Below are 16,070 nucleotides of genomic sequence, written 5' to 3' on the forward strand. Positions count from 1 at the left end.
CGTTTTTAAATTTTTAAGTATAATAATGTCATTCACTAAAGAATATTATTATATATTTTGAGCTAAAAAAAAGAAACAATAGCTCCACAAGCCCAACATCGCCACACACGGGAAAGGGAAAAATGAACTTGTGAAGCTCTTGAATTCTTTACTTATTTTCTTTTAGTTCTTTACAAAGCATATAACCACATATCATCATTCGAGGCACATGAAACGGCCCCTTAAAGATATTTCCCTTAGCCGGTTGTGCCACCGTACCGTCACGATGCAGATAGCCATACCATTCACCACATTCCTTGTCGGGGAAGTGGGCATAGGTCCAATCACTGATCTGCTTATGCATTTTCAGATATTTTTCATCACCGGTTGCCTGATAAGCATACAAGGCAGCAATAATTGTTTCTGTCTGCGGCCACCAGAATTTCATATCTTGCGAATAGTCCTGCACCGGCAGATTTCGACAATCACGAAAATTTATGATGCCGCCATATTCTTTGTCCCAACCCCACTCCCAAGACCAGTCGAGAATTTGAAGTGCCATCCGGACAAGCTCTTTATCCCAATTTCTACACTTGGCTTCTTCCAAGATAAACCAGGAAGTTTCAATGCAGTGACCGGGATTAATAAGACGGCCGTTGCAAGTATCTATAAACTCGCCTTCCGGTCCCACCATTTCGAGCAAGGCCTTAAATTCCGGATGAATGAAATAACGGCGGATCGCATCAAGAGATTCATCAATCTGTGTGTTAAGTACAGGGTCGGAAATGGCTGCCCGGATACGGGAAGCTGTGTTGATGAGAATCATAGTTATGGAATGACCACGAGCCTGCAAGACAGGCAAATATTTAGGCTCCAGAAAACCGGGGGTAGAAAGGAACTTCTGTGTCTGCTTAAATAGCTCCAATGCCTTGAAAGCATAGGTTTTGTCACCGGAGGCAATAGAGTATTCGGACATCGCAATAGCGGCAAAACACTCTGAGAATACATAACGGCGCTTACGTAACGGGCGGCCATCTTCCGTTACTTCAAAAAACATGTGACCGTCTTCATCAAAGCAATGCGCTTCAATAAAATCTATACAACTCTTGGAAGCAGCCAGCCATTCCGGATTTTTTGCCACCTGATTGTAGGCGAATGCAGCAATAAATCCAAAGCGACCTTGAAACCACACCGATTTGGTGGTATCCATCAAACTGCCATTGCGATTGACACAGGTATATACACCCCCATGCTTTCCGTCAAGTCCATGACGTAACCAAAAAGGCATAATATTGTCCGTGAGATCCTGTTGATAAGATTCGGCCCATGTTCTTAAATAATCTGTTACATTATCCATAGTCACGGATTTAAAATTCATTGCAACGGCTGAAAAAATTAATAGCTTCAAGTTCGGCCTTCATAGCAGCCTCTTCTTCATCTGTCATATTCTGGAAAGGAGTACGGTTTCTGCCCAAATCAAGTCCTATCAGCTTCATGATACGCTTACCACCTACAATGTTTCCACGGTAATGGCAGATAACGTTGATGACTTCTTGTGAGAAGTTCTGGCGTTCGCGAGCCAGTTCAATATCACCTGATTTCCATGCATCAATGATACCGACAAGTTCTTTACCGTTATAATTGGTAGTACCGCCAATTCCTCCCTGAGCACCACCCATGGCAAGGCATGGAAGAATTGTCTCATCTTGTCCGTGAAGCATGTCAAACTTACCGTTTTTATAAAGACGACATTGATTGTATTCATACATGCTCTCAAAGGTATATTTGATGCCGGCAAAATTAGGTACACGCCCATCTACCGCTTCTAACAGTTTCACCATAGGCAAAAAGGCGCCGTTGAAAGCCGGAATATGATAATAATAGAACGGCAACTGAGGTGCGCCGCAAGCTATTTCTTCAATATACTTCACAAGTTCTTCTATACGGCCAATTTTCGGGAAAGGAGGAGCCATTGCACCAATGCCCCACGCGCCTATCTTCTGCGCATGCTCGGCCAGCATACGGCTGGACTTGACACAACAACTGCCTACATGTACTATCACCTTAAAGCCTTCAGGCGCAACTGCAACCCAACGCTCGGCCAGCTTCATGCGTTCTTCTTCCGTCAGCATATACCCTTCACCGGACGAACCGTTAATGAATACCCCTTGTAAACCATTCTTTTGAAGCATCCGGGCATAAGCCTCAATAGGTTCATAATTCACTTCTCCGTTCTCATAAAAAGGAGTAAAGGGAGCATCAATAAGTCCAATAATCTTTTCCATACTGTTAGTGTTTCTAATTTGTTTTTATATAAGTTATTCCATATTGTCCGTCTTTGGACGCAAAAAGTAAATTTGAAGTGCCAATGCAATGGCTACAATTACACTCAGCATCGCAAATCCTTCACCCAAGCTGCCTCCGTCAGTCCACTTGCCAAGCAGTTTTGTCACTGCAGCACCGGCAAAAACACCGGTCATATTCATAATGCCATAAGCAGTTCCACGGTGTTTGGCCGATACAAACTGACAAAGAATAGGCATATTGTTGGCATCAAAAATTCCAAAGCCTATACCGAAAAGCATTCCTGCACCGACAAGCGCCACAACACTATGTCCGAAGCCCAACAGCATTAAGGCAGGGATGGTCATTCCCAAGCCGATAGCCCCGGTATAAACCCGTCCGCGGATATTCTTCTGTACCCAACGGTCGGACAAGATTCCGCCCGCTATGACACCGATAAAGGAAGAAAAAGCAATGGTTATAGTAGAAAGGGGTCCCGCCTCGGACATCGGTATGCCGAGACTATCTGCGAACAAAGTCGGCAACCAATTCTTTGTGGCCCATCCCGGAAGACTGGGAGCCGCGAAATAGAAAAGAATGATCCAGAAGGCCCATGTAGAAAAAAGAATGCCAAGGCCGCCAAACAAGGACGTTTGCTTTGCCCCTACTGCCTTCTCTGTCGTCTTTTCGGCAGAAGTTGCATGAGATGGATTTTCGCGAAGAAGAAACATTAAAACCAATGAATAGGCAACACCTATTATACCGGACCAGTGAAAAGTGGTGTGCCAAGAGAACATGGCAGCAACCGTAGCCCCAAATCCTCCGATAGCCTGCCCGACATAGAGTCCTGTCATGTGTATGCCAATGGCCAGAGAGCGTGATTTACCCTGATGCCAATCAGCTATAAGAGACAAAGCAGAAGGTATATAAAGCGCCTCACTGACTCCCATTATCGCCCGTAGCCAATATAATTCCTGAAAATCATCTGCATACCCCATCAGATAAGTGACACCTGACCACACGAAAAGACTGCCCACCACCAGCCACTTGCGACTGACACGATCGGCCACCATACCTGCTATCGGGCTCATAAAGCCATAAATCCACAGAAAAATAGCCATTAAAGCTCCAAAAGCTTCAGCTTTATTCAATTCTGCTATATCGACTTTCATCGCTTCCTGCATAGTAGAAAGCATCTGACGATCCATGTAATTGAGCAAAGCAACTACCCATAGCAAAGCTACAACTACCCAAGGATATACATTCTTATTCTTCATACTTCATATATATTATCAATGATTAACGGCTGCAAATATAAATTCATTTTTGTTATAAAAGAAACATTTAATTAATTATTTTATTATATCAATGAAAAAAGAATGAAATATTAATTATTATACAACCAAACAAAAAAAATGGATGAACCATGTAAAGACATGCACGGCTCATCCATTCAACAATGACCAACAAGGCTAAATCCTCACCTTAGCAATCAGTTTGCGTATCTTCCCTTCACCTATAACCGGCGCATGAGGGTCTTCAGGATAGACAATCATAAACTGCTCCGGCCGCAAAGTGACAAAAACAGCAGGCGTATCGGAATATAGCGCGCAATCACCTTCTTTCTCATAAGGCTTTATTTCACATGATACATCTCCGATAGCTGTCCAGCCGATAGTTTCCGTACCCTCAAGAAGTATATGGACGTCAATATAGTCACGATGCACTTCCAACACCTGCTTGTCAGAAGCAACGCACTCCGGATTCACATTATTAATATAAAGATCATCACCCTTTAATTCAATACGTCCTAATTCCGCATGAAGCAAATCATTCGCCTTCACATACTCGAACAATGCCTTAAACAACGGATGAAGACCCTCTATACGAGAACTGTTTTGCAAATCAGATACAATCATAGTATTATCTTTTTTATTTGTTATTATCCTACAAATATAGCCAATCTTTCATTTATCCCATATATATAATAAATTATTTTATGATTACCTGCAAAAAAAACAATAACTAAGAGGTGAAGAGCATACAACTCACGTCCGCAGTAATGCATATTCCAATGCAGACACTTTCTGGCCGGGTGAAAGATTTTCAGTAAAACTTTCCCGGATTTTTAGTAAAAATCCGAGGAAGTTATAGTAAAAATCCTAAGAAGATTTAGTAAAAATCCGGAGAAGGTGTGTCGCGCAGCTACACCTTGATTTCCGCATAAATTCCTCCATTTGCTTAATTAATTGAAAAACGAAACTATATTAGCACCTATTCCCATGAATATTTGGCAGGAAAGATTTTTTCCTCTATTTTTGTACAAAACCTTTATATTTAATTCATGAGAAGGGAAATTTTGTGCTGGCTAATTTGTTGTTCAAGTTTAATATATGGACAAGGAACTGATTCTTCAAAAATGATAACCTTAAATGACGGCTGGACATTTGCCCAAGCCAATACCGACAAATGGCTTGCGGCCACAGTACCCGGAACAGTACATCAAGACCTACTGCGCCACCAACTGCTGCCGAATCCTTTTTATGGCACAAATGAAAAAAAAATCCAATGGGTAGAGAATGAAGATTGGGAATATAAGAGCACCTTCGTCGTCACAGCCGAACAATTGGCATGCGATGGAGCCTTGATGACATTCGAAGGAATAGACACTTATGCCGATATCTTTCTGAATGGTTCTTTATTGATCAAAACAGACAATATGTTCGTAGGCTACTCTGTCCCGGTAAAAGAGGTTTTACGACAGGGAGAAAACAAGCTACATATAGTTTTCCATTCTCCTATCAAGCAGACACTTCCACAATGGGAGTCGAATGGTTTCAACTATCCGGCAGACAATGACCATCACAACAAACACTTAAGCATCTTTACCCGGAAAGCTCCCTACAATTATGGCTGGGATTGGGGAATACGTATGGTGACCTGCGGTATATGGCGTCCTATCACCCTGAACTTTTATAATATCGCTACCATTAATGACTATCATGTAAAACAACTCTCACTCACTGACCAGGCGGCAAAACTTTCTAACGACATAGAGATAAACTGTATATCCACCAAAGAGGAAGCCGTTGAAATCATTGTTAGCTGCTCCCTGAAAGGAAATACGGTCGCAACCGTCCGGCAGGGCATCACTCTCACCCCTGGAAAAAATAAGATTCAAATTCCTGTAGAAATACAAAAACCGACACGTTGGATGCCCAATGGATGGGGTGACCCTACCTTATATGATTTTTCTATCCAAATGCTTTTACAAAACAAAGTCTTTGCCGAAAAGCATCACCGAATCGGCCTGCGAACCGTACGGCTGATAAACGAAAAAGACAAGGACGGCGAATCTTACTATTTTGAGGTAAACGGCATTCCAATGTTTGCCAAAGGAGCCAATTACATCCCCAATGATGCGTTGTTGCCCAACATGACTACCGAACGTTACCAAGCTCTATTTCGTAACATAAAAGAAGCTAACATGAATATGGTGCGCGTTTGGGGGGGCGGCACATACGAAGACAATCGTTTTTATGACTTGGCCGACGAGAACGGCATTTTGATATGGCAGGACTTCATGTTCGCCTGTACCGTTTATCCTGCCGATCCAACTTTCCTAAAACGTGTAGAACAAGAAGCCGATTACAACATCAAGCGCCTACGCAACCATGCGTGCCTTGCTATGTGGTGCGGTAACAATGAGATCCTGGAAGGGCTGAAGTTCTGGGGGTGGAAACCGCGTTTTGCCCCTGAAGTTTACGAACAGTTCTACCGTAATTATGACAAATTGTTCCGCGAACTGCTACCTGCCAAAATAAAAGAACTGGATGACGATCGCTTCTACATTCACACTTCTCCATATTTTGCCCACTGGGGACGCCCTGACTCATGGAATACGGGAGACATTCATAATTGGGGAATCTGGTACGGTAAAAAATCGTTTGAGACATCAGATACCGAATTGGGACGGTTTATCAGCGAATTCGGATTTCAATCTTTCCCTGAAATGAAGACCATCGCCACATTTGCCGCCCCCGAAGACTACCAGATCGAATCCGATGTAATGAATGCCCATCAAAAGAGCAGCATCGGAAATGCACTGATACGCACTTACATGGAACGTAACTTCATTGTTCCCAAAAAATTTGAGGACTTTGTATATGTAGGCCTTGTATTGCAAGGACAAGGCATGCGTCACTGTTTTGAAGCCCATCGACGTAACCGTCCTTATTGCATGGGAACTCTCTATTGGCAGCTAAACGACAGTTGGCCGGTAGTGTCATGGTCGGGAATAGACTATTACGGCAATTGGAAAGCACTGCATTATCAGGCAAAACGTGCATTTGCCCCACTGCTTATTAATCCTATACACGAAAATGGCAATCTGAATGTTTACCTGCTTTCAGACAGGCTGGAAAAACTCACCGGACTGACTCTTGAAATGCAGCTCATTGATTTCAAAGGGAAAAAACTTGCCCGGAAATCTATACCGGTAGAAATACCTGCCAATACTTCATTAAAAGTATTCAGCCGTTCCTTGTCCGAATGGGCAAACGAAACTCTACGTAAAGAGTGTTTTCTACAATTTATTTTAAAAGATAAGTCGGAGCATCAACTTGCGCAGAACATCCATTTCTTTGTCCCTACCAAAGATCTCACCCTCCCCCAAACCGATATAGACTGCAAGGTGAAAACTCTGGAAGGGAGATGTGAAGTGATACTGACTTCCTCGCGATTGGCAAAAGACGTTTTCATTCAAATTCCCATTCAAGGAGCACATTTCAGCGACAACTTCTTTGACTTGTTGCCAAATGAAAGCCGAAAAATTATCATTACTTCACCTGAAATTCATAAAGGAGAAAAACCTGAAATTACAATGAAACATATTCGAGAAACCTATTAATATTAACTTAACATTTAAAACGTCATTTCTTATGAGAAAACTTTCTAAATTGGCGGGACTGTTAGCTATGACAGGCATCATGACATCCTGCGGCAATGAAAAGACAGTGGCTAACTATCAGGTTATTCCCCTGCCACAAGAAATAACTTCTTCTACCGGAGGAGAATTTGTGATAAACAGCAAAGTGAAAATCACCTATGCGGGCGAGAATGAAAAGATGCAGCGCAATGCTCAATATCTCGCAGACTATTTGAAAAGGGCAACCGGAGTCGATTATGCCATCGAAGCGAACATCACAGGCAAGGGAAATATCAGCCTGCAGTTAGGACTGACAGCCGAAAAATCCGAAGCTTACCAACTGAAAGTTACTGCTGACGGAGTAACTATCACCGGAGCCAGCGAAGCAGGTGTGTTCTATGGTATCCAGACATTGCGCAAATCCATTCCTGTAATGGCAAACAGCACGCCTACACTGGCTTCCGTAGAAATCAATGATTTTCCGCGTTTCGACTACCGAGGTGCGCATTTTGACATCGGACGTCACTTTTTCAATGTGGAGGAAGCCAAAAGCTTCATCGACATGATGGCACTGCACAACATGAACCGCCTGCATTGGCATCTGACCGAAGACCAAGGATGGAGACTGGAAATAAAGAAATATCCCCTGCTCACCGAAATCGGTTCCAAGCGTAAGGAAACCGTCATCGGGCGCAATTCCGGCGAATACGACGGCAAACCATACGAAGGCTTCTACACCCAAGAACAAGCCAAGGAAATTGTGAAGTACGCAGCCGAGCGCTATATCACCGTCATCCCTGAAATAGACCTGCCCGGACACATGCAGGCCGCACTTGCAGCCTATCCGCACTTAGGGTGCACCGGAGGCCCGTACGAAGTGTGGACTCAATGGGGCGTATCGGACAACGTACTCTGTGCCGGAAACGACAGTGTGCTGACTTTCATCGATGACGTGCTGAGCGAAGTGATGGAAATCTTTCCCTCCGAATACATACACATTGGCGGTGACGAATGCCCAAAGACCAAATGGGAAACCTGTCCCAAATGCCAAGCACGCATCAAGGCACTGGGTATCAAAAACGATGCTAAACACAGCAAGGAAGAATACCTGCAAAGTTTCATCATCAACCATGCCGAGAAATTCCTAAATGAGCACGGTCGCCAAATCATCGGTTGGGATGAGATCCTCGAAGGCGGACTGGCGCCAAACGCCACAGTTATGTCATGGCGTGGTGAAAGCGGTGGCATTGAAGCTGCCAAGCAAAAGCACAATGTCATCATGACCCCAAACACCTATCTGTACTTTGACTACTACCAGACCAAAGATACCGAAAACGAACCTCTGGCTATCGGCGGCTACCTGCCTATCGAGCGTGTGTACAGCTACGAACCTATGCCGACATCTCTGACGCCCGAAGAACAAAAATACATTGTAGGCGTGCAAGCCAACCACTGGTCGGAATACATCCCTACTCTGGCTCAACTGCAATACATGGCTCTGCCTCGTTGGGCAGCTCTCGCTGAGATTCAGTGGAGCAATCCTACGAAGAAAAACTACGAGAACTTCCTTACTCGCCTGCCGCAGCTTATCAACATCTATACAGCCGAAGGCTATAACTACGCAACACATGTGTTTGACGTGACAGCCGACTTCTCCACCAACGCAGCCAGCGGAAGTGTGGACGTGCGGATGAAGACCATCGACCATGCCCCCATCCACTACACTCTGGACGGAACCGAACCGACTGCTGCATCGCCCGTGGCCGACAGCGTTCTTTCCATCAAGGAAAACTGTACGTTCAAAGCCATAGCCATACGCCCCACACAGAACAGCCGCATCCTGACGGAGAAAATATCCTTTAGCAAATCTACCGCAAAACCTACCAATGCCAACCAACCCGTAAACAAGCAATATGAATTCAACGGCATCACCACACTGACCGACGGATTGAAAGGAAACGGTAACTACAAGACCGGAAGATGGATTGCCTTCTATCGCAACGACATGGATGTGACTATAGACCTACAACAATCCACAGAAATTTCAAGTGTAGCTTTCACCACTTGCGTGGAGAAAGGTGACTGGGTGTTTGACGCACGCGGCTGCACCGTAGAAGTGTCCGAAAATGGAGAAAAGTTCACAAAAGTAGCTTCCGAAGACTATCCGGCCATGAAACAGGATGACCGCAACGGACTGTACGAACACAAACTGACGTTCACTCCAATAAAAACACGCTTCGTCCATATAGTAGCCTCTTCCGAGAAGGAAATCCCGGCATGGCACGGTGGCAAGGGCCTGCCTTCATTCTTGTTCGTGGACGAAATAATGATAGATTAACAAACTCGCATACGGCCCAATTGAACTAATGCCAAAGCCTGCAAAAAGATGGCCTTCCCCACCGGATTGCAGGCTGCGGCATAAGTACATTCCCAGAATGGTATGAACACCATAGAAACCCGTTTCTATATTAAGAAACACAATAAATAGACAAATGCCCAAACACCACTTTATCATCCATGTCCTACTCATAACTGCCTTCTTTGGGATGAGCAGAAATGAAGTAAACGCACAATCCGTCATTCCGGTTCCATTAAAGATGGAACAAGGAAACGGTATATTCCGAATATCAAAAGAAACAAAAATATACGCTAACCTCAAAGGGAAAGAAAAGAAAAACTTCAATGACTATCTCACCACCTTGCCTGCACCTTTCAACGTCGGCATCAGCACCAAGAATGGCAAGAACGAGAATACCATCATCTTGCACAAAGCTAAACAAGGAACAGAACGGGCTATCAGCGGCCCCGAAGACTATGTGCTGGAAATAACCGACCGAAAGGCTACTATCTGTGCCTATTCGGATGCCGGTCTTTTTTATGGCTTGCAAACACTGCTACAATTGGCCGAAGAAGACGGAAACGGCACGTGGGCGGTGAAAAACATACGAGTGGAAGACAGTCCTCGTTTCTCCTACCGGGGCTTTATGTTAGATGTTTCCCGCCACTTCCGTTCCAAAGAGTTTGTAAAGAAGCAGATTGACGCATTGGCATATTTCAAGTTAAATCGCCTGCATCTGCATCTCACAGATGGAGCCGGCTGGCGAATAGAAATCAAAAAATATCCCCGCCTCACAGAATTTGCCGCTTGGAGACCTGAAGCGAATTGGAAGAAATGGTGGTTCGGTGAAAATGCCCGCAAATATTGCGAACAAAGTGACCCTCGTGCACAGGGAGGATTCTATACACAAGATGATATCCGGGAATTAGTGAACTACGCTGCTGAACGTCACATCACAATTATCCCGGAAATAGAAATGCCAGCACACTCTGAAGAAGTATTGGCAGCCTATCCTGAACTTTCGTGTCCGGAAGAACCTTACAAAAGTGCCGACTTCTGTGTGGGCAACGAAAAAACATTCACTTTTCTCGAAAATGTATTGACCGAAGTCATGAAGCTTTTCCCATCCGAATATATACATATCGGTGGTGACGAAGCCGGCAAAGCTGCATGGAAAACTTGTCCGAAATGTAAGCAACGCATGCAAAACGAAGATCTTAAAGATGTGAATGAATTGCAAAGTTACTTGATTCATCGCATAGAGACATTTCTGAATGCTCATGGCCGCAAACTTCTGGGCTGGGATGAGATCATGGAAGGCGGACTGGCGCCAAATGCCACAGTAATGTCATGGCGTGGTGAAGAAGGTGGAATCAATGCGGTCAAGGCAGGACATCGGGCCATTATGTCCCCCGGATCGCACTGTTATATAGATGGCTATCAGGATGCTCCTTATTCACAACCCGAAGCCATCGGAGGATATCTGCCCTTATCCAAAGTTTACGATTATAATCCCATCCCGGCAGCACTGACTACAGAAGAGAGCAAACTCATTTATGGCGTGCAAGCTAACCTATGGTGTGAATACATACCCACCGCCGAGCATTGTGAATACATGATCTATCCCCGAATTCTTGCATTAGCCGAAGTAGCCTGGAGTGCTCCTGCACGTAAATCATATACAGATTTTCACCCCCGGGCCTTAAAAGCCGTGGAATGGCTGAAAGCACAAGGATACCACCCGTTCGACTTAAAGAACGAGATAGGTAACCGCCCTGAAGCGTCACAGCCCGTCAAGCACTTGGCATTAGGAAAATCAGTAAAATACAACGCTCCTTACAATGCTTCGTATGCAGCCCATGGAGACAAGAGCCTCACAGATGGTGTATGTGGCGGTTGGACTTATTCCGATGGCATATGGCAAGGATTTATCTCAAGCAACCGGTTGGATGTAGTCATTGACATGGAAACAGAGACAGAGCTTCACTCCATCAGTGCCGACTTTCTGCAAGTAGTGGGTCCCGAAGTGTTCCTTCCCGGTCAGATAATCATATCTGTATCTTCGAACGGAACCGAGTTCACAGAACTATCACGAACCACATATCCGGTTGTAAAATCAGATATTGTGGCCATTAAAAGATACGGATGGCAAGGAGAAGCCCGCGCCCGATACATACGCTATCAAGCATTGGCAGGCCAAGAATTCGGCGGTTGGATTTTCACAGACGAGATTGTGGTAAAATAATATTAAAACCTGATAAACTTAATACCCTTATAATTTATGAACAAGAAGTATAAAATGATCTTAGCTGTCATGTCTGTCCTACCCTTGTTTGCCTATGCACAAGTGCGTACAACACAGACTCTTGAGAAAGGCTGGAAGTTTACTCGTGAAGACAGCAGCGATTTCAGCCAAAAAGTATTTGATGACAGCAAATGGCAGCCTGTCACCATACCTCACGACTGGGCTATTTCCGGTCCTTTCAGCATTAACAATGATAAACAAAATGTTGCTATCAGCCAAGATGGACAAAAAGAGGCAATGGAACATGCCGGACGTACAGGAGGGCTTCCTTTTGTGGGCACAGGATGGTATCGGCTGAATTTTGACGCTCCCACTTTCACCATAGGAAAAAAGGCTACTTTCATTTTTGACGGAGCCATGAGCCACGCACGTGTTTATATCAACGGGAAAGAAGCCGGATTTTGGCCTTATGGCTACAATTCCTTTTGTGTGGATGCCACTCCTTATCTGAAGGCAGGTGAAAAAAACACATTAGCTGTTCGTCTTGAAAACGAGACAGAGTCTTCACGTTGGTATCCCGGAGCCGGACTTTATCGTAACGTCCATTTAGTAATCAATCAAGATGCCTACATCCCAACATGGGGAACTCAAATTACGACTCCGATAATAAAAGATGATTTTGCCAAAGTTCATGTGAAAACCCAATTCATCATGCCTGAAGGGAAAAGAATAACCGACTATCGTATTAAAACAGAAATTCTGGGGCCGGATAACAAAATGATATCCTCGGATGACAGACCCGGAAACAAGCTGGAAGACAATTTTTTCAGTCAAGACTTCATAATTTACCATCCGGCTTTGTGGTCACCCGAAAGCCCAACTTTATATACTGCCGTATCTAAAGTGTATGACGGTGAAACTTTGAAAGATGAATACACCACCTCTTTCGGCATCCGTTCTATTAAAATCATTCCCGACAAAGGATTCTACCTTAACGGAAAACCTACTGTATTCAAAGGAGTATGCAATCATCATGATCTCGGTCCTTTGGGTGGCATTGCAAATGAAGCGGGCATCCGTCGGCAAATCCGTATCTTGAAGGACATGGGCTGCAATGCTATCCGTACCTCTCACAACATGCCTGCTCCAGAGCTGATTCGTGCTTGCGATGAAATGGGAATGATGGTGATGGCAGAATCATTCGACGAATGGAAAAGTGCCAAAGTACAGAATGGCTATCATAAGGTATTTGATGAATGGGCTGAAAAAGACTTAGTAAACCTACTACACCAATTCCGCAATAACCCCAGTATAGTGATGTGGTGCATAGGCAACGAAGTACCCGATCAGTGGAATGGAGATCGTGGTCCCAAGCTATCACGCTTCCTGCAAGATATCTGCCACCGTGAAGATCCTACACGTCCTGTTACTCAAGGCATGGATGCTCCAGACGCCGTAGTAAACAACAATATGGCTGCCGTCATGGATGTGGCAGGATTCAACTACCGTCCGCATAAGTATCAAACCAACTATCAGAAACTTCCACAACAGATTATCTTGGGTAGTGAAACTGCCTCAACAGTCAGCTCACGCGGTGTGTATAAGTTCCCCGTAGTGCGCCGTTCAATGCAGAAATATCCTGATCATCAATCCTCTTCATACGATGTTGAGCATTGTGGTTGGTCTAATCTACCCGAAGATGATTTTATATGGCACGAAGACAAGCCATACTGTATCGGAGAATTTGTCTGGACCGGCTTCGACTATTTAGGTGAACCCACTCCTTACTATACCGACTGGCCCAGCCATTCTTCTCTATTTGGTATTATTGATCTTGCCGGATTGCCTAAAGATCGCTACTATCTTTACCGCAGCCATTGGAACAAGAATGAAGAGACTCTGCATATTTTGCCACACTGGAACTGGCAAGGGCGTGAAGGGGAAGTAACTCCCATATTCGTTTATACCAATTATCCTTCGGCCGAACTGTTCATCAACGGAAAAAGTCAAGGAATGCGTACAAAAGATCTCTCCGTAACGATTGAAAACAGTGCCGATTCTGTTTCGACCGCAAACTTCAAGCGCCAGCAGCGCTATCGCCTCATGTGGATGGATACCAAATATGAGCCAGGCACAGTAAAAATAATAGCTTATGATAAAAATGGAAAGGCTATTGCCGAGAAAGAAATGCATACCGCAGGTAAACCTCATCATATTGAATTAATTCCAGACCGTACACAAATCAAGGCAGATGGAAAAGATTTATCATTCATCACTGTCAGAGTGGTGGACAAAGATGGCAATCTATGCCCGCTTGCTGAAAATGAAATCGCTTTCAAAGTAAAAGGTGCTGGCACATACCGTGCCGGAGCCAATGGGAATCCGGCCTCGCTTGAATCATTCCAAATGCCCAGGATGAAAGTATTCAACGGCATGATGACTGCAATCGTTTCTTCTATGGATAAAGCAGGAAAGATTACACTGGAAGCCACCGGCAAAGGCTTGGTTAAAGGTGTAGTAAACCTTGAAAGTAAGTAAATAGAGGATAAGCAAAAATCTTATTGATATTCACATACTTATACTAACATGTGTGACAGCATGTTAGTATAAGTTATATAACAAAAGAAAACGAACATGAAACAACATCTTTTAAAAGAAATAGAACATGGAAGTAAAAATGCACTTCTAAAAAAACGAATCATTACACATTATATATATAACGGCAGTTCTACTATCACAGATTTGTCTAAGGAATTAGATTTAAGTGTACCTACTGTTACTAAATTCATTAGTGAAATGTATGAGGAAGGATACATCAATGACTATGGAAAATTAGAAACCAGTGGAGGAAGACACCCCAATTTGTATGGGCTGAATCCAGAATCCGGGTATTTCATCGGGGTGGATATCAAAAGATTTGCTGTCAATATAGGCCTGATTAATTTCAAAGGTGATATGATGGAACTAAAAATGAATATTCCATACAAGTTTGAAAATACTCCGGAAGCACTGGAAGAATTATGCAGGCTCATCCGAACTTTTATAAAGAAAGCCAATGTCAATACAGAAAAAATACTCAATATAAACATCAACATATCCGGCCGTGTCAATCCAGAATCAGGATATAGCTTTAGCCTGTTTAACTTTTCAGAACAACCATTGGCAGAGATACTGACAGACAAAATAGGATATCCAGTCTGCATAGACAATGATACCCGTGCCATGACCTATGGAGAATACTTGCAAGGAAGAGTTAAAGGAGAAAAAAACATCATCTTTGTCAATGTAAGCTGGGGACTTGCTATCGGTATTATCATAAATGGAGAAATTTATATTGGAAAGTCTGGATTTTCAGGAGAATTCGGACATGTCAATGCTTTCGACAATGAAATTCTTTGTCATTGCGGAAAGAAAGGCTGTTTAGAAACAGAAGCGTCAGGTTCGGCACTACACCGCATACTATTAGAACGGATTAATAATGGAGAAAGTTCTATCCTATCCGGTCGTGCAACCATGAAAGAAGATCCGCTAACATTAGATGAGATTATAGCGGCCGTAAACAAAGAAGATTTGCTCTGCATTGAAATAGTGGAAGAAATTGGTCAAAAATTAGGAAAACAAATAGCCGGACTCATCAATATATTTAATCCGGAACTGGTAATCATAGGTGGAACATTATCTCTGACCGGTGACTATATCACTCAACCTATAAAGACAGCAGTCAGAAAATACTCTTTAAATTTAGTAAATAAAGACTCTGTTATTTCCACATCCAAACTGAAAGATAAAGCAGGTATTATAGGAGCTTGTATGCTTGCACGAAGCAGGATGTTCGAGAGCTAAAGTTCCAACATCCGCTTCATAAAAGCTTCCACACCTTCTTTATCAGAGGCTACAGGAGCCCACGAAGCAAGATCTTGGGGAGAAAGGGGCTGGTAGGGACCTTTCTTTATCTCAAAGATAGCAGTCCCCGACTCTAAGGCTATGATACTATGCCATGTATAAGGAGGAATTTCTAAACCATATTTACCTTCTACCGGATTGAGATGTGCTTTCTCTATCGCATTACCCTCTTCGTCATAAAAGAAAACCAATAAACTTCCACGCAAAACCAGATAAGTTTCCTCTTTATCGGTATGGCGGTGCGGAGGTAGATATGTACCTGGTTCCAAGGCATTCAACAAACGATGTATAGGTGCATCCATTGTTGTATGAAAATTATAATTCATACGTAAACGGGGACTCTCCTTAGCCTGTCTTGTAACAGAATCCAACAATTCTTCTGTTATCAACTTCAT

At 43.6% G+C, this 16,070-nt stretch carries 10 protein-coding genes; 5 read left to right on the plus strand and 5 right to left on the minus strand.

Going from position 1 to position 16,070, the window contains the following annotated elements; translation table 11 throughout:
* Nucleotides 1–148 precede the first annotated feature (148 nt).
* The 4 genes from BACHE_RS13755 to BACHE_RS13770 form a co-directional block, all read right to left on the minus strand.
* Nucleotides 149–1,336, minus strand: a complete 1,188-nt coding sequence (locus tag BACHE_RS13755) for an AGE family epimerase/isomerase (protein WP_013548318.1) — start codon at nucleotides 1,334–1,336, stop codon at nucleotides 149–151.
* A gap of 10 nt (nucleotides 1,337–1,346) precedes the next feature.
* Nucleotides 1,347–2,264 carry a dihydrodipicolinate synthase family protein gene (locus BACHE_RS13760; protein WP_013548319.1) on the minus strand — a complete coding sequence of 306 codons (918 nt, stop codon included), beginning with the start codon at nucleotides 2,262–2,264 and terminating at the stop codon, nucleotides 1,347–1,349.
* A 33-nt stretch (nucleotides 2,265–2,297) separates the two neighbouring features.
* Nucleotides 2,298–3,539, minus strand: a complete 1,242-nt coding sequence (locus BACHE_RS13765; RefSeq protein WP_013548320.1) for an MFS transporter — start codon at nucleotides 3,537–3,539, stop codon at nucleotides 2,298–2,300.
* Between the two features lie 195 nt (nucleotides 3,540–3,734).
* Nucleotides 3,735–4,181, minus strand: a complete 447-nt coding sequence (locus BACHE_RS13770; protein ID WP_013548321.1) for a NanQ anomerase/TabA/YiaL family protein — start codon at nucleotides 4,179–4,181, stop codon at nucleotides 3,735–3,737.
* Between the two features lie 425 nt (nucleotides 4,182–4,606).
* On the opposite strand from BACHE_RS13770, the gene BACHE_RS13775 reads away from it, so the two are divergent.
* The 5 genes from BACHE_RS13775 (at nucleotide 4,607) to BACHE_RS13795 (ending at nucleotide 15,615) form a co-directional block, all read left to right on the plus strand.
* Nucleotides 4,607–7,171: a beta-mannosidase gene (locus tag BACHE_RS13775; protein WP_013548322.1), complete on the plus strand. Its 2,565-nt coding sequence runs from the start codon at nucleotides 4,607–4,609 to the stop codon at nucleotides 7,169–7,171.
* Nucleotides 7,172–7,202: 31 nt separating this feature from the next.
* Nucleotides 7,203–9,527, plus strand: a complete 2,325-nt coding sequence (locus BACHE_RS13780) for a glycoside hydrolase family 20 protein (protein ID WP_013548323.1) — start codon at nucleotides 7,203–7,205, stop codon at nucleotides 9,525–9,527.
* A gap of 208 nt (nucleotides 9,528–9,735) precedes the next feature.
* Nucleotides 9,736–11,772 carry a beta-N-acetylhexosaminidase gene (locus tag BACHE_RS13785; protein WP_245530893.1) on the plus strand — a complete coding sequence of 679 codons (2,037 nt, stop codon included), beginning with the start codon at nucleotides 9,736–9,738 and terminating at the stop codon, nucleotides 11,770–11,772.
* A 36-nt stretch (nucleotides 11,773–11,808) separates the two neighbouring features.
* Nucleotides 11,809–14,310 (plus strand): glycoside hydrolase family 2 TIM barrel-domain containing protein, encoded by a 2,502-nt coding sequence (locus tag BACHE_RS13790; protein WP_013548325.1) that lies wholly within the window; start codon nucleotides 11,809–11,811, stop codon nucleotides 14,308–14,310.
* A gap of 96 nt (nucleotides 14,311–14,406) precedes the next feature.
* Nucleotides 14,407–15,615, plus strand: coding sequence for an ROK family transcriptional regulator (locus tag BACHE_RS13795; protein WP_013548326.1), 1,209 nt, complete (start codon nucleotides 14,407–14,409; stop codon nucleotides 15,613–15,615).
* Here the strand turns inward: BACHE_RS13795 and BACHE_RS13800 are convergent.
* Nucleotides 15,612–16,070 carry a WbuC family cupin fold metalloprotein gene (locus BACHE_RS13800; protein ID WP_187289306.1) on the minus strand — a complete coding sequence of 153 codons (459 nt, stop codon included), beginning with the start codon at nucleotides 16,068–16,070 and terminating at the stop codon, nucleotides 15,612–15,614. The genes BACHE_RS13795 and BACHE_RS13800 overlap by 4 nt on opposite strands.

The organism is Bacteroides helcogenes P 36-108 (assembly GCF_000186225.1).
GTDB classification, from domain to species: domain Bacteria; phylum Bacteroidota; class Bacteroidia; order Bacteroidales; family Bacteroidaceae; genus Bacteroides; species Bacteroides helcogenes.

Bases quoted from the DNA above. Each gene is read 5' to 3' on its own strand.
- BACHE_RS13770 (WP_013548321.1), bottom strand. From the start codon at position 4,181: ATGATTGTATCTGATTTGCAAAACAGTTCTCGTATAGAGGGTCTTCAT.
- BACHE_RS13765 (WP_013548320.1), bottom strand. From the start codon at position 3,539: ATGAAGAATAAGAATGTATATCCTTGGGTAGTTGTAGCTTTGCTATGG.
- BACHE_RS13790 (WP_013548325.1), top strand. From the start codon at position 11,809: ATGAACAAGAAGTATAAAATGATCTTAGCTGTCATGTCTGTCCTACCC.
- BACHE_RS13795 (WP_013548326.1), top strand. From the start codon at position 14,407: ATGAAACAACATCTTTTAAAAGAAATAGAACATGGAAGTAAAAATGCA.
- BACHE_RS13785 (WP_245530893.1), top strand. From the start codon at position 9,736: ATGAGCAGAAATGAAGTAAACGCACAATCCGTCATTCCGGTTCCATTA.
- BACHE_RS13755 (WP_013548318.1), bottom strand. From the start codon at position 1,336: ATGGATAATGTAACAGATTATTTAAGAACATGGGCCGAATCTTATCAA.
- BACHE_RS13760 (WP_013548319.1), bottom strand. From the start codon at position 2,264: ATGGAAAAGATTATTGGACTTATTGATGCTCCCTTTACTCCTTTTTAT.
- BACHE_RS13800 (WP_187289306.1), bottom strand. From the start codon at position 16,070: ATGAAGTTGATAACAGAAGAATTGTTGGATTCTGTTACAAGACAGGCT.
- BACHE_RS13780 (WP_013548323.1), top strand. From the start codon at position 7,203: ATGAGAAAACTTTCTAAATTGGCGGGACTGTTAGCTATGACAGGCATC.
- BACHE_RS13775 (WP_013548322.1), top strand. From the start codon at position 4,607: ATGAGAAGGGAAATTTTGTGCTGGCTAATTTGTTGTTCAAGTTTAATA.